Origin of the sequence: Mesorhizobium sp. M0189 (assembly GCF_040322135.1) — a bacterium.
Classification (GTDB): domain Bacteria; phylum Pseudomonadota; class Alphaproteobacteria; order Rhizobiales; family Rhizobiaceae; genus Mesorhizobium.
In genome coordinates, this window is sequence record NZ_JAMYSW010000017.1 from 64,081 (window position 1) to 78,603 (window position 14,523).

Below are 14,523 nucleotides of genomic sequence, written 5' to 3' on the forward strand. Positions count from 1 at the left end.
CCAGTGCGCTCTATTATCGCGGGACCATGCTAACGCTTTTCCACCATCCGATGTTCGCCAGCTGCCGCTTCGTCCGCCTCGCCTTTGGCGAGTATGGCGAGGAACTGGCACTGATCGAAGAGAAGCCGTGGACGCGGCGCAAGGAGTTCCTGGCGCTGAACCCGGCCGGCACGCTGCCGATCCTGCTTGCCGAGGGCGACGTGCCGATTGTTGGCGCAGTGGTCATTGCCGAATATCTCGACGAGACGCGCGGCGTACTCAAGCGCGACAAGCGGCTATTCGCCGAAGACCCGATGGAACGCGCCGAAATCCGCCGGCTGACCGACTGGTACCTCAACAAGGCGGAAAGCGAGGTTACCCGGCATCTGGTGCGCGAGCGCGTTCTGAAGCCGGTCATGCCGGAAACAGCGGGCGGCGGCTCGCCCGATTCGGCGGCGATCCGCGCCGCCCGCGCCAATATCCGCCAGCACATGAAATACACCAACTGGCTGGCCGGCACCCGTCATTGGCTGGCCGGCAACAAGGTCACCTATGCCGATCTCGCGGCGGCGGCGGCACTGTCGGTGCTCGACTATCTCGGCGAGATCGACTGGCGCGAACACAGCGCCGCGCGCGAATGGTATACAAGGGTGAAATCACGGCCTTCGTTCCGGCCGCTTCTGTCCGACCGGGTGCGTGGCCTGTCGCCGGTGTCACATTATGCGGACCTCGATTTCTGATACGGCAAAGCTGCGCGCGCTGATCGACCGCGAGGCGCGGAACGCCGGCTTTGACGCCGTCGCCGTCACAACGCCCGATGCGATTCCGCGGGCGCCGGAACGGCTGGCCGAATTCGTTGCCGACGGCTTTCACGGCTCGATGGGCTGGATTGCCGAAACGCTCGAGCGGCGAGGCAAACCAGCGGCGCTCTGGCCAGAGGTCCGCTCGATCATCGTGCTGGCGATGAATTACGGCCCCGACCGCGACCCGCGCGACATCCTGGCAAAACGCGATCGCGGCGCGATCTCCGCCTATGCGCAGAACCGCGATTATCATGACGTCATGAAAGGCCGGCTGAAGGCGATCGCCGGCAAGCTTGTTGCGCGCGCCGGCGGCGACGTCAAAGTGTTTGTCGACACCGCGCCGGTGATGGAAAAGCCGCTGGCCGAGGCGGCCGGCCTCGGTTGGCAAGGCAAGCACACCAACCTGGTCAGCCGCGCCCATGGTTCCTGGCTGTTCCTCGGCACCATCTTCACGACGGCCGAGCTGGTGCCGGACGCGCCTGAGGACGATCATTGCGGCTCCTGCCGCGCCTGTCTCGACGCCTGCCCGACGGACGCCTTTCCGGCGCCTTACCGGCTCGATGCGCGGCGCTGCATTTCATACCTCACCATCGAGAACAAAGGACCGATCCCACATGAGTTCCGGGAAAAGATCGGCAATCGCATCTATGGCTGCGACGACTGCCTGGCCGCCTGTCCGTGGAACAAGTTCGCCCAAGCTGCCTCCGAGGCTAAGCTTGCCGCCCGCGCGGACTTGCGCGAACCGCCGCTCGCCGAGCTGCTTTGCCTGAACGACGCTGCCTTCCGCGCGCTTTTTTCGGGCTCGCCGGTCAAGCGCATCGGCCGTGACCGTTTTATCCGCAACGTGCTGATCGCGGCCGGCAATTCCCAGGACTTGTCGCTGGCCGGCGCCGTCCGCGCGCTGCTCGACGATGCCTCGCCGCTGGTTCGCGGCGCCGCGGTATGGGCGCTGTCGCGGCTAGTGCCGGGTCAGGAATTTGCCGAACGTGCCGCAGCCGCTTTGCAAGTAGAAGGTGACGAGGCGGTAAGAGGCGAATGGCTTCTGGCCCTGCCAAAGCCGATCGAGGCCCATACATGACAAAAAAGCAGATTTTCATCTTCGGCGCCGGTTATTCGGGCAGGGCCTTCGCCGGCGCCAACAGGGATGCCGACACAACGATCTTCGGTACAACACGGTCGCTGGAAAAATTCGCGGCGCTGCGGCAAGCCGGTATCGTGCCGCTGCGTTTCGATGGCACGCTGACTTCCGAAATCGGCGATGCGCTTGGGAAGACAACCCATCTCGTCGTCTCGGTCGCGCCGGACGAGGCCGGCGACCCGGTGCTGGGCGCGGCACGCGAGGTGATCGTGGCCAACATGCCGGAGCTCGAATGGATCGCCTATCTCTCCACCGTCGGCGTCTATGGCGACCATGGCGGCAACTGGGTGGACGAGGCCGCCGAATGCCGGCCGTTGTCGAAGCGGTCGGTGATGCGTGTCGCAGCCGAGCAGGATTGGCTGCAACTGGGCCACGACATCCACCGGCCGGTGGCGATCCTGCGGCTTTCCGGCATTTATGGGCCGGGCCGCAACGCCCTGGTCAATCTCGAAAACGGCACCGCCCGGCGACTGGTCAAGCCGGGCCAGGTGTTCAACCGCATCCATTGCGACGATATTGCCGGCGCTCTCTGGCATCTAGCCGAAGGCGATCGCGGCGGCATCTTCAACGTCACCGACGACCTGCCGGCGCCGCCGCAGGACGTCGTCGCCTATGCCGCCAGGTTGATGGGCATCGAGCCGCCGCCCGAAATTCCGTTCGAGACCGCCCAACTTTCGCCAATGGCGCGGTCCTTCTATGGCGAGAACAAGCGTGTCGCCAACGCGGCGATCAAGGCGGCCGGCTATGGCTTTCGCTTCCCCGACTACCGCTCGGCTCTCGACGCCATGTGGGCGAGCGGCGACTGGCGCGACGGCGAGGCGCGCAGTCCGATGAAACGGTCGTGATCGATACGTTGCGCGGGGCGTGGTATGATGCGGTTCAAATCGCGGAGGGGTCCAGCTTGGGGAAGACGTTAAAGCGAGCCTTGCCGGGAAAAACACTGCTGCTGACGGCAGCACTGGCCGTCGCCGGCCTAACGCTTGCCGCGCAAACGGCGAGCGCCGAGCAACGGGCAAATGAGCTGTTCGGCGCCAAAAAGCTGCCGGCACTCGCAGCAGCGCAATCGATCGGCTTTTATTCCAAAGGCTGTTTTTCCGGCGGCGTCGCGCTGCCCATGGACGGCCGGCACTGGGAGGTGATGCGACCGTCGCGCAACCGCCGTTGGGGCCATCCGGCAATGATCGCGCTAATCGAGAAACTATCACGCGATGCTGCCGCCGACGGCTGGCCGGGCCTGCTGATCGGCGACATCTCGCAACCGCGCGGCGGACCGATGCTTACCGGCCATGCCTCGCACCAGATCGGCCTCGACGCCGACATCTGGCTGACGCCGATGCCCGACCGCAAGCTTTCGACCGAAGAGCGCGAAAACATCAGCGCTACCTTGATGGTTGATGAAAAGACCCATCTGGTAAAGGATGGCCTGTGGACGCCGATGCACACGCGGCTGTTGAGGCGCGCCGCGAGCTATCCCGAAGTCGAGCGCATCCTGGTCAATCCAGGGATCAAGAAGAAGCTCTGCGACACGGTCAAAGGCGACCGCAGCTGGTTGCGCAAGGTCAGGCCGTTCTGGGGCCACGATTACCACTTCCACATTCGTATCGGCTGCCAGCCTGGGTCACCCGACTGCAAGGCGCAGGAAGCGACGGCGCCAGGCGATGGCTGCGACCAGGCGCTGGCCTGGTGGTTCACCGAGGAGCCGTGGCGCCCCAACAAGAATCCGGACAAGCCGAAGGCACGCGACGTGATGACGATGGCGAACCTGCCCAGGCAATGCCAGTTCGTGCTCGACGCGCCGGCTCCGGCCTCGGCGGAAGCAGTCACCTATTATGGCGACGGCGTGCCGATCGCGGCCGTACCCGCTCCCGCGGCAGAGCCTTCGCCGCCGCCGACGGTCGCAGCCGGCGCGGCAGCGCTTCCGGCCTCGGCGAACGCCTTTGTGGCGACCCCCGAGATCCGCATTCCGCTGCCGCGGCCACGACCGGGGCACTGATGCGGGCAGCGTGTTCGCTGTCTGCATCCGTGCATCTCCACTTCGAAAACCGATTTCCCTTTTTGCGGTCATGCGCTAGTCAACGAGAGAACGGCGATACGCGTCGGGAACGGACGAGAGCATGCCAGGCGTAAGCGACGACGACACTCTGTTGCGGTTTCCGATTCTGATCGGCGACATAGGCGGCACCAATGCGCGCTTCTCGATCGTGCTTGACGCGAATTCCGAAGCCGGCGAGCCGACGATCGTCCAGACCGCCAACTTCAATACGATCGACGAGGCGATCCAGTCGGCCGTGCTCGACCGCTCGTCGGTCCGGCCGAATTCAGCTGTGCTGGCGGTAGCCGGTCCTGTCGAAAGCGACGAGATCCCGCTTACCAATTGCCCATGGATCGTCAAGCCGAGACAGATGTTCGCCAGTCTCGGTCTCAGCGACGTCGTGGTGCTCAACGACTTCGAGGCGCAGGCGCTGGCCGTCGTCGCGCTCGGCGAAGAGCATATGGAAAAGATCGGCGGTGACGCGCCGGAACCGAATTCCGGGCGGGTAGTGCTCGGCCCGGGAACCGGGCTCGGCGTCGCCGGGCTGGTCTATGCGCTGCATCACTGGATACCGGTGCCCGGCGAGGGCGGCCATATGGATATCGGCCCGCGCTCGCCGCGCGATTTCCAGGTGTTTCCGCATATCGAGAAGCTCGAGGGCCGCATCTCCGGCGAACAGATCCTGTCCGGGCGCGGCCTAGTCAATGCCTACCGGGCGGTGGCCAAGGCGGACGGCAAGCCGTCGCCCTTTACCACGCCCGCCGAGATCACCGCCGCGGCGCTGGCAAAGAACGATCCGGTAGCCGAAGAGGCGCTGTCGATCTTCGTCACCTGCCTGGGGCGCACCGCCGGCGATCTCGCTCTGGTGTTCATGAGCCGCGGCGGCGTGTTTCTCACCGGCGGCATCGCGCAAAAAATCCTGCCGGCACTGCGCACCGGCAATTTCCGCGCCGCCTTCGAGGACAAGGCGCCGCATAGCGCCCTGATGCGCAGCATGCCGGTCTATGTCATCACCCATCCGCTAGCGGCGCTTTTAGGGCTGGCCGCCTATGCCAGAAATCCGTCGCTGTTCGGCGTGCAGACGGCGGGGCGGCGCTGGCGGGTCTAGGACACACGCTGCGCCGCGACGAAGTTTCGCCGTCCCCGGCCATAGGCAAGCCGCCATTGGGGCGTTAAGAGGTTGCCGAATTGCAGCCCGGCCGAACCGAAACCACAAAGCGCTCCAACTTGACACTTCCAGCACCAACCAAAGGGAAAGTCCGTCCCAGCGAGATCGTGGCGGTGATCCGCCGCATCATCGCCGAGAACAGCCGCGACTATCGCTGGTACTATGCTCTTGCCGTGCTGTGCCTGGTGACGATCGCGGCGACGACCGCCTTCACAGCCTGGATCATGAAGGATGTCATCGATCAGATCTTCTACCAACAGCGCGGCGATCTTATCGCGCTGATCAGCGTGTCGATCCTGGCCGCCTTCATGCTGCGCGGGCTGGCCAGCTACGGCCAGGCAGTGACGCTGGCCAAAATCGGCAACAATCTGGTGGCGCGTTATCAGCGCCGCATCTTCGACCATCTGATGAAGCTCGGCGTCAGCTTCTTCAACGACACCCGCTCGGGCCGGCTCGCCGCGCAGATCAACGAGAACGTCAACGGCATCCGCGATCTCCTGTCGATGACGCTGACATCGCTGGCGCGCGATGCCGTGTCGCTTGTCGCGCTGGTCGGCGTCATGATCTGGCAGGACCCGATGCTCTCGGCGATGTCGCTGCTGATCGGCCCGCCTTTGATCTACAGTGTCACCTATCTGATGCGCCGGGTGCGTCGCATCACCCGTGAATCGGTGCAGATCAACTCGCGGCTGATCGGCGCGATGCAGGAAGCGACGCAAGGCATCGCTATCGTCAAGGCCTTCACTCTGGAAGACGAGCTGTCGCGCCGCATCGGCGGCCTCGTCGCGGGCGCCGAGCAGCGGGCAAACAAGATCGCCCGCGTCTCGGAACGGCTGACGCCGATCTCCGAAATGCTGGCCGGCTTCGCCGTCGCCGGCGTCATCGCCTATTCCGGCTACCGGGCGACTGTCGGCGGCCAACCGCCGGGCGCGGTGTTTGCCTTCATCACCGCCCTGCTGCTTGCCTATGACCCCGCCAGGCGGCTGGCGCGTATGCAGGTCGGCATGGAAAAGTCGCTGGTCAATGCGCGCATGATCTACGAGCTTCTCGACCTCGAGCCGCAGCAGGGTGACGTGCCGGGAGCCGCCGAGGCGAAATTCACCTCTGGCGAAGTGCGCTTCAACAATGTGTCCTTCCGCTATGTCGAAGAGGCGCCGGTCCTGCAGGATCTGAGCTTTGTCGCCGCTGCCGGCAAGGTGACTGCCATCGTCGGAGCTTCGGGCGCCGGCAAGACGACGCTGGTTGCGCTGCTGCAGCGCTTCTACGACGTCGAGTCGGGCAGCATCGATATCGATGGCCAGGACATTTCAAAGGTCACCAAGCATTCGCTGCGCGGCTCGATCGCCTATGTTTCGCAGCAGCCTTATCTGTTCGAAGGCACCATCCGCGACAACATCCGCTACGGCAGGCTGAGCGCCACCGCCGCCGAGATTGAACGCGCCGCCCAACAGGCCGCGGCCGACGATTTCATTCGCCAGCAGCCGCAAGGCTACGACACGCCCGTCGGCGAGAACGGCGTGACGCTGTCGGGCGGCCAGCGCCAGCGCGTATCGATTGCCCGCGCCATCGTTCGGCAGGCGCCGATCCTGCTGCTCGACGAAGCCACCTCGGCGCTCGACAACGAGGCCGAGGCCCGCGTCCAGGAAGCGCTGACCCATGTCATGGAAGGGCGCACCACCATTGTCATCGCGCACCGGCTGTCGACGGTGGTCAATGCCGACCATATCATCGTGCTGGAGCAGGGCCGGCTGGTCGAACAGGGCACGCACGCCTCGCTGATGGCCGACCCGCACAGCGTCTATGCGCGGTTTCACCGGGTGCAAGGCAGGAAAGGGCTGGGGCTTGTCGATGACGGCAAGCCAATCCAGAGTGCGGCGCAAAATGCCCGCGCGAAAAAGGTGGTCGGGAGACATTCATGAGTGACATGCCGACCGCGAGTGAAATGGGCCTGGTGGTGGTCGGCGCTGCCGGCCGCATGGGCCAGGCGCTGATCCGCGCCATCCACACCATACCGGGCGCGCGTGTCGCCGGCGCCATCGCGCCGGCCGGATCGCCCCATATCGGCAAGGATGCCGGCGAGCTGGCCGGCGTCGGCCGGCTCGGCGTGGCGATCGGGGACGATCCGCTCCCGGTCTTCGCCAAGGCCGACGGCGTACTCGATTTCACCACCCCGGAAGCGACCGTCGAATTCGCCGGCTACGCGGCGCAGGCGCGCATCGCCCACATCATCGGCACCACCGGCTGTTCGGCCGAAGACAACGCCAGGATCGCGGCCGCCGCGCGGCACGCGACGATCGTCAAGTCAGGCAATATGAGCCTCGGCGTCAATCTGCTGGCGGTGCTGGTGGAGCAGGCGGCGCGCGCGCTCGATGCCGACGATTTCGACATCGAGATCCTGGAAATGCATCACCGGCACAAGGTCGACGCGCCGTCGGGAACGGCGCTGCTGCTCGGCGAAGCCGCCGCTAATGGGCGCGGCATCGACCTTGACGGGAACAGCGTGCGGTCGCGCGACGGTCATACCGGCGTGCGCAAGGCAGGCTCGATCGGTTTCGCCAGCTTGCGCGGCGGCTCGGTCGTCGGCGACCACAGTGTGGTGCTGGCCGGTACCGGCGAGCGCATCACGCTCGCCCACCATGCCGAGGACCGGGCGATCTTTGCCCGCGGCGCAGTCAAGGCAGCCCTGTGGGCGCGCGGCCGCAAGCCGGGCCTCTATTCGATGCGGGACGTGCTCGGCCTGACCAGTTGATCCATAAAAATTTGAAGGAGCAAATATGTCGAGAACTCTCGTGCTCGTGCGCCACGGCCAGAGCGAGTGGAACCTGAAGAACCTTTTTACCGGCTGGCGCGACGTCGACCTGACCGAACTAGGCCATACCGAAGCCAAGGCGGCCGGCGCCAAGCTCAGGGCGCGCGGCATGAAATTCGACATCGCCTTCACGTCGTCGCTGATCCGGGCGCAGAAGACCTGTCAGCACATTCTAGACGCTGTCGGCCAGAGCGGGCTCGAGACCATCCGCGACCAGGCGCTGAACGAGCGCGACTATGGCGATCTCTCCGGCCTCAACAAGGATGATGCGCGCAAAAAATGGGGCGAGGACCAGGTGCATATCTGGCGCCGCTCCTACGACGTGCCGCCGCCCGGCGGTGAAAGCCTGAAAGACACCGGCGCACGCGTCTGGCCCTATTACCTGCACGATCTGCAGCCGCATGTGCTGCGCGGCGGTACCGTGCTGGTGGCGGCGCACGGCAATTCGCTGCGCGCGCTGATCATGGCGCTGGACGGCAAGTCGGGCGAGGAGATCGTCAAGCTCGAGCTCGGCACCGGTGTGCCGATCATCTACACGCTCAACGCCGATTCCACGGTAGCGTCGAAGGAAGTGCTGGAGCACTGAGCCGGAGAAGGAACGCGGCTTTCAAAAAAGCGCGTTGACACTCATCCTTTGCCCGCTTAATGAGCGCGCACCAGCCCAGATGGCGGAATTGGTAGACGCGCACGGTTCAGGTCCGTGTTCCGCAAGGAGTGGAGGTTCGAGTCCTCTTCTGGGCACCAAATTCCCGTTTCGAACTTTTGATAAGGTTCAGAAACCCCAAGAAAAAGCCCCGGTTTTGCCGGGCCTTTTTCTTGAGCCGATGTCCGCTGTCGCCCATGGTACCCCATAAGTATCCAATAATTATCCGTCCGGGTTAGGCAGCGATCTGTCGTTGCGACAGCGCACGAGCGGAAGGATTTCGCCCGAGATTATTCTGGTGATCTTTTGCTGCTTGGCGTTGGTTACGACGGTCATGCACGCGCATCCGTAGCCGTGGCCGGAACCAGGCACATTGGTCTCGACGAATTGCCGCTCGTCAAAGGCCGGCACATTGTCGATGCCTTTGGGATCCGGTCGCCCCTGCATCTGGATCCACCAATCCCCGTCACTGTCGGTCAGGACGAGGTTGCCGGGTGTCGGGCTGGAGTACCAGCCACAACGGCGCTCGGCGTAGGCGGCGGCAGGCAAGGACATGATGGCCAGGCAGAAACAGGTAGCGAATAATGGGCGCATGAGAACCTTTACCTCCTTAAGTAAAGCAGGTCATGCCGCCGATAATCTGCGTTGACGCAGGTAACGAGGCGGCATGATTTTGTAGGCCTTATGGCCTCAACTTCGTGTCCACATTTTCTTCGATCAATCCGCAATGAAGCGTCACAGGCTTCCTTTGGACATCGCTTAGTGGACCGTCGATGAAATCGCAGCTGAGCAGATTGTCCGGACTGCTCTTGCGTGCGGATGCAACGTTGACGTTGACCTCGGGAGGGCCGGCAAGCCAGTCGAGACGCTTCGTGTCGACCTTTGTGCCGCCGATGTGGGCGTGGCCCGCTGTGCCCGCTATCTCGACCTCTTCGTCCTGCGGCGTGAGATCGATCTGGCCGACTTCGTTGGCGTGCTTCTCGGCACTCCGCTTCGGGTCACCGTAATAGGAGGCGAGGACAACGATCCCTTCCTTTTCAGTCGCGAGCTTGGCGGCTGCTTTTTTGGACAGCGTGACGTTGACGTCGAAGCCGAGGTCGCCCTGGGCTGTCGCCGGCACAGCACATGCTAACAGCGCAGATGCTGCAATCGTTACTGCGGGCAGTGATCTATAGCGTTTCACAATCCACCTCCTTTAGCCCCTCACGCAATGCCGATACCCCCGCATCCTTTCGTGTCTGGCTCCCGCATCACGCTCGCCGCCGGCTTCACCGTGAAACAACATTCAGACCAACGCGCGACAGTTGAGGATCTGCTGGAGGCAGATTCAAACGCTTCAATCTGTCGGCGGTTTCCTGCTCTATGTGCAGCCCCCAATCGGAAAAGAACCGGGTCAGGTCCTGATTTGCGACCGTACTGGCACGCAGGATGAAGGTTTGTACCTTGACCGCATCCTGCTTATTGGCATCGTCCAGTGGATGCTCGCGGTAATATCGGTGAAGCTTCGGATAGAAGTCCTCGCCGAGACCCCGGCGCAATTGATCGAACATGACCAGCCGCACCCAAAGCTCATCGTCGTCATCCGCGCTGGCACGCATTTGTTTTTCATTGTCGAAATCGCGCGTCTTCCGCGCCAGATATCGCGCCGCCAGATCCAGCGGCGTCTTGCCGGTAGAGTCATCGCGCTCTTTCAAGCGGGACGGATGGCCAAAATGTGCCTGGGCATTGAGGGAATAGATATTGACCGTAGTTTCTACGATCTCGCCCCAGGTCCAATCCTCCTGCTGGTACATATGGCCGGTTTCATGCCAGATCGACCACGCTTGCCGCAGCTTATTCACGTCCAGCAAATCACCCATGTTGCTGCCGGGGACACCCATAAAATAGTTGCCAGCGTACATGTATATGCCGTCGTCGAAGACCTTCGCCGGTGTCACCGTGTCCTGCTGATAGTGCATGCGCAAACGGGATGCCCGATGAAGTTTGGAGGAACCGTCGAGACCGGATAGTGCATCGTACCAGCCTAGAATTTGCTCGAGGGCGTCGAGAATTTCCGCAGGGTCGTCCTGAGGCGCCCTCATATAGACTTTGCGGGTCGCGGTAATGGCAACACGCTCGCTTATCATCTCGACGAATGGCGCACCGGGCATGTCGGTGAGCATTTTACGCCAGTCTTCGAAGCTTGTTTTTCCCTTGACGTAGAGGGGGATCGAACTGCCGCCGCGCACGATTGCCACGTCGATCGGAGGCAGAGCCGCACTGAAGCCGCTGTAGGCGTAGCGGAAATGGATCAGCCCGTCGCGCTTCGCCGTGAAGTCGGTGCGCCCTTCCTTGGCAATGACCAATTGCGGGTCATCCTGGGGTCTTTCGTCATAGAAGCTGTTCATCGGGCCGATCATGATCATCAAGCCGTCGGGGGAAGGCGGCAGGCCTTCGGCCGTAACCGATACTGCCTCTCCCTTTCTCACGAACACACCGCTTGGCTGATCGTCCATCAGCTTCGTGCGTCTCAGCCTATTGGCCTCGGGTGTGGCTGCAGGCATCGGAGCGAGGCGATAGCGCTTGTTCAGATTGTCGAATTCCGACACCGCTGCCGACGCCGCTGCCGGTCGGTCGCCATTGCCGGCCGGATAAAGCAACCACTGGGCGTTATCGTCCAAGCTGGCGTCATAGACGATGATCTGAGCGTCGTCCGCACGTTCATTGGCCCTGACGTTGAGCGTCGTGCCGCTGTCATCCAGCTCGATGCCATAGCTGTTCAGATGCGGCTTGAAGCGCCATGCCTGCCCCTCAGCGGACTGCTCGTCCTTGAGGACGACACTCGTATTCCCGTTTTCGTCTTCGTCGCCCCCAGCAAGATACGTTCCGTATCGTCGAGACCGGATCTGATAGGTTGCGCCGTTCGTTTCCCCGGTCGCCCTGGTGATGGTCCATAGCTGCGCGGGACCATCCTTGGGTTTGCGAGCGGACTGACCAAGCACGATCTCGCCATGCCTGTCTTCAAAGACGGTGAGCGCTTTGTAGGAATGCTTCGCGACGATGTAATAATCCCCTTCGGGGATCTCAGCGGCACTTGCGACCGGAACAATTGCCGCCAGCAACAGCCCAGCTATCAAGTGCACTGCAGATACGATGAAGGTCTTCATCCCGGCACCGACGTGTCAATTCGCGGCCGGAACGGGACAACTCATCGGATCGCCCTGCTTGCCGCATTTCAGGTAACCCTCGAAGGCTTTGACACGGGATTGCGCCAGGCTATCCATGCACTGCGCGGCGAGCATTGGCATTGCGCTTCCTCCGGCCGCTCCCGCGGTCTGGAAACGGCACTCCGCGTCGCGAAATTTGTCCCAATCCCGCTGCGCCTGAACGAGAAGCTTCTTGGTATCCGCGTCGCCCTTCAGGCGGGCTTCGATCTGTTGGTAAAGCTCGTTGAGCTTCTTGTCGGATTTCTTGAACGCCGCATCGGCGCACGCATTCAGCGAGGCCTGATCCTTGGCGGCATCGTAGCACTTGTCCTGGGCGAGTACGAAATTCGGCACGGCCAGAACCACGGCGGCAGTCAGTATTGCGGTTTTCATCGATTGTCCTTTCCTATTATCTGGTTTTCATTGGATCGGCTTTGCCACCATCGGCGAGCGTGACGCTGCCGAGCTTTCCTAAGCCGGTCAGCCTGCCGCCTTCCTTGACCGTGACTTTGCCGGAGACCTCCCCGTCAACGACAAGCAATCCCGAGACTGAAATGTCACCGGCCAAAGAGCCGGTCACGCGCAACTGCGCCCCTGACGCGACTTCCGTCACGCCGGAATAGTTGTTCTTGCCGCTCAGCGTCAGCTTGCCGCCGGCGACAACGAGGCCGCCGCTCATGCCGGCGTCATCAAAGTCCGCTATGGTTCCATCAAATTGCCCGTTGGCTTCTGTCAGGATCAGTCTGCCCGCACCCAGATAGACCTCGCCTTTGCCGTTCAGGTTGCGAATGGCCGTATCGTTGAGGGAGTGCGCCACTCCCCAGGACTTCAGGTGGTTTCCTTTTTGATTGAGGTTGAGCACACCGTCGACCGTGACGCGCGAGGAATGCTCGATGCTGCCCGGCCCGGCCAGGGTAAGATACCCATCGGCCGCGATATGGGTTGTGCCGGTGTAGGTATTGCCCCCGGTCATGCGCACGTCCGCGTCCTTCTCGATCGTGAAGTCGCCGGCGCCGGAGACGATGCCGGCCAGTCCGAGCCATCCCTTGCTTCCAGCATCGCTGGTCGCGCGATTCAGCTGAACTTGATCCTTGGCACCCGCGTCTGTCGTAAAGTTGCCAGCGCTGACAAAATAGGGTGAATATGCGGTCGTCTTGTTTTCCAGATCATACATTACGGAATTGGACTGAAAGAAGGGTAAGCCGATAGTAATTCCATTGCCGTTAACCTCATCACTTTGGCGATCGATAACGACATCGCTGTATTCCTTGTTGTTAAAGCTATCGTCAAATCCAAAGAACTTTAAGTCCATTATATCAGAACTATATTCCTTGATTTGAAATCCTCTCGATCGAAGCTTATTTAAAACACCCTCTGAGGTTATGGAGACAAAAGTCGCCGTTCCTGTATCCAACAACACGGGCCCATTGAAATCAACCGAACGTTTCTTTCCCATATAGTCAAAAGAAATTGTATAACGGTAAGAGCCTTCGTTCACATTGGATGCGTTCGCGCCTGTTTGCGGGAATCTCTTCTGGTAATGTTCGTAAAGCTGAGAACCCAGTTCGCCCCAAGGCATCAGGGCCGTAAACTGGGATCTCAAACTGGGGGACAAATTCAGCGCCAGGCAGGGAACGCAACCCGGTGTGGTCTTCTTTTTTCCAAGATTTGCATTGGCAGAGACCACATAGCCGCTTTGGGTTTGACTGCCGGGGGCAGTGGTCTGATCTCCCGCAAAGATAAAATCGGCGGCTCCAAAGACGCCGTAAAACGTCGTCGAATCACCGGGTTCGCCGTTCTGCATGCTCTTGCGCGCATTAAGATCCGCATAGACCGGCGTATCGCCGTGGTGGCCCACGGGCTTTTGCGTCAATTTCACATCCTCGAGGTCGCCGATACCCTTTGTGTAGACGTAATCCACCACCCGACCCGCGGCGAAGTCGCCATCGAGGGTTACGACAGGCTTTGAGCGATCATCCGGATCGTAATAGGACAGGCTGTCGAAACGGACCTGTTGTACCCAATCTCCATAGGTGCCGTCTCCATACGGGTACATTTCAGGCTTGCTGCCGGGCACCGGCTGTATGCCGGGGACACTCGAATCGATCTCCGCGTTGAACTCATCCGACCCGGTGTCGAATTCGTACAAACGAGGCGTGGCACCATTGATGCCCACCACGATCCCGAGTTTGTGATAGATGACTTCATCACTGTCGAGTCCGTATTCCCTGACATGTTGCAATGGAATGGATATCGGGCCGGTAGCCTGGGCAAGGCCGGTCCGGCCGTTCTCATCGGCCACAGGGGATACGGCAGGTGATGTGTTCGCTGCCGGAACGCGGCAACTCGGATCGCCTTCCTGGCACTTCAGGTAACCCTCGAAGTCCTTGACCCGGGATTGCGTCAGGCTGTCCATGCACTGCGCGATGAGCATTGGCGTCATGCTTCCTTCGACCGATCCTGCGGTCTGGAAACTGCACTCCGCGTCGCGAAATTTGACCCAACCCCGCTGTGCTTGAACAAGAAGCGTCTTGGTATCCGCATCGTCGTTCAGGCGGGCTTCGATCTGCTTGTAAAGCTCGTTGAGCTTCTTGTCGGATTGCTTGAACGCGGCATCGGCGCACTCGTTCGGGGCGGCCAGATCCTCGGCATCGGCGCACTTGTTCATGTCCTGAGTAAAGGCGAAAGCTGGCATGGCCAGAACCACGGCAACTGTCAGTATCGCGGTTTTCATCGATTGCCCTCTGTTTAGAACAGCCGGCACGG

At 61.8% G+C, this 14,523-nt stretch carries 13 protein-coding genes and 1 tRNA gene; 9 read left to right on the forward strand and 5 right to left on the reverse strand.

What is annotated here, in order from left to right; translation table 11 throughout:
• Positions 1 to 26: 26 nt before the first annotated feature.
• From NKJ09_RS25720 to NKJ09_RS25760, 9 genes are all read left to right on the forward strand, one after another.
• The gene (locus NKJ09_RS25720; protein WP_023678968.1) at positions 27 to 719 is read left to right on the forward strand and encodes a glutathione S-transferase family protein; all 693 of its coding nucleotides are present in this window, start codon (positions 27 to 29) and stop codon (positions 717 to 719) included.
• Positions 700 to 1,860, forward strand: coding sequence for a tRNA epoxyqueuosine(34) reductase QueG (gene queG / locus NKJ09_RS25725; protein ID WP_352495434.1), 1,161 nt, complete (start codon positions 700 to 702; stop codon positions 1,858 to 1,860). Before NKJ09_RS25720 ends, queG begins: the two co-directional genes overlap by 20 nt.
• A complete protein-coding gene (locus NKJ09_RS25730) occupies positions 1,857 to 2,765 on the forward strand; it encodes an SDR family oxidoreductase (protein ID WP_352495433.1) in 909 nt (302 codons plus the stop codon). Before queG ends, NKJ09_RS25730 begins: the two co-directional genes overlap by 4 nt.
• A 56-nt stretch (positions 2,766 to 2,821) precedes the next feature.
• Entirely contained in the window at positions 2,822 to 3,913 is a 1,092-nt protein-coding gene (gene mepA, locus NKJ09_RS25735) for a penicillin-insensitive murein endopeptidase (protein ID WP_352495432.1), read from the forward strand.
• Between the two features lie 121 nt (positions 3,914 to 4,034).
• Positions 4,035 to 5,060 carry a glucokinase gene (locus NKJ09_RS25740; RefSeq protein WP_023718823.1) on the forward strand — a complete coding sequence of 342 codons (1,026 nt, stop codon included), beginning with the start codon at positions 4,035 to 4,037 and terminating at the stop codon, positions 5,058 to 5,060.
• A 119-nt stretch (positions 5,061 to 5,179) separates the two neighbouring features.
• Complete coding sequence (locus NKJ09_RS25745) at positions 5,180 to 7,039, forward strand: ABC transporter ATP-binding protein (RefSeq protein WP_352495431.1); 1,860 nt, start codon at positions 5,180 to 5,182, stop codon at positions 7,037 to 7,039.
• 5 nt (positions 7,040 to 7,044) lie between these two features.
• Positions 7,045 to 7,869: a 4-hydroxy-tetrahydrodipicolinate reductase gene (dapB, locus tag NKJ09_RS25750; protein ID WP_036244690.1), complete on the forward strand. Its 825-nt coding sequence runs from the start codon at positions 7,045 to 7,047 to the stop codon at positions 7,867 to 7,869.
• Positions 7,870 to 7,894: 25 nt separating this feature from the next.
• The gene (locus NKJ09_RS25755) at positions 7,895 to 8,515 is read left to right on the forward strand and encodes a 2,3-bisphosphoglycerate-dependent phosphoglycerate mutase (protein WP_352495430.1); all 621 of its coding nucleotides are present in this window, start codon (positions 7,895 to 7,897) and stop codon (positions 8,513 to 8,515) included.
• A gap of 73 nt (positions 8,516 to 8,588) precedes the next feature.
• Positions 8,589 to 8,673, forward strand: a tRNA-Leu gene (locus NKJ09_RS25760).
• A gap of 121 nt (positions 8,674 to 8,794) precedes the next feature.
• On the opposite strand, the gene NKJ09_RS25765 is transcribed toward NKJ09_RS25760, so the two are convergent.
• From NKJ09_RS25765 to NKJ09_RS25785, 5 genes are all read right to left on the reverse strand, one after another.
• The gene (locus NKJ09_RS25765) at positions 8,795 to 9,166 is read right to left on the reverse strand and encodes a DUF4087 domain-containing protein (RefSeq protein ID WP_352495429.1); all 372 of its coding nucleotides are present in this window, start codon (positions 9,164 to 9,166) and stop codon (positions 8,795 to 8,797) included.
• 88 nt (positions 9,167 to 9,254) lie between these two features.
• Complete coding sequence (locus NKJ09_RS25770; protein ID WP_352495428.1) at positions 9,255 to 9,755, reverse strand: hypothetical protein; 501 nt, start codon at positions 9,753 to 9,755, stop codon at positions 9,255 to 9,257.
• 85 nt (positions 9,756 to 9,840) lie between these two features.
• Positions 9,841 to 11,718, reverse strand: a complete 1,878-nt coding sequence (locus NKJ09_RS25775) for a M60 family metallopeptidase (RefSeq protein ID WP_352495427.1) — start codon at positions 11,716 to 11,718, stop codon at positions 9,841 to 9,843.
• A 15-nt stretch (positions 11,719 to 11,733) separates the two neighbouring features.
• On the reverse strand, positions 11,734 to 12,123 hold the full coding sequence (locus NKJ09_RS25780; RefSeq protein WP_352481356.1) for a lysozyme inhibitor LprI family protein: 390 nt from the start codon (positions 12,121 to 12,123) through the stop codon (positions 11,734 to 11,736).
• A 43-nt stretch (positions 12,124 to 12,166) separates the two neighbouring features.
• Positions 12,167 to 14,491, reverse strand: coding sequence for a lysozyme inhibitor LprI family protein (locus tag NKJ09_RS25785; RefSeq protein ID WP_352495426.1), 2,325 nt, complete (start codon positions 14,489 to 14,491; stop codon positions 12,167 to 12,169).
• Between the last annotated feature and the right edge of the window lie 32 nt (positions 14,492 to 14,523).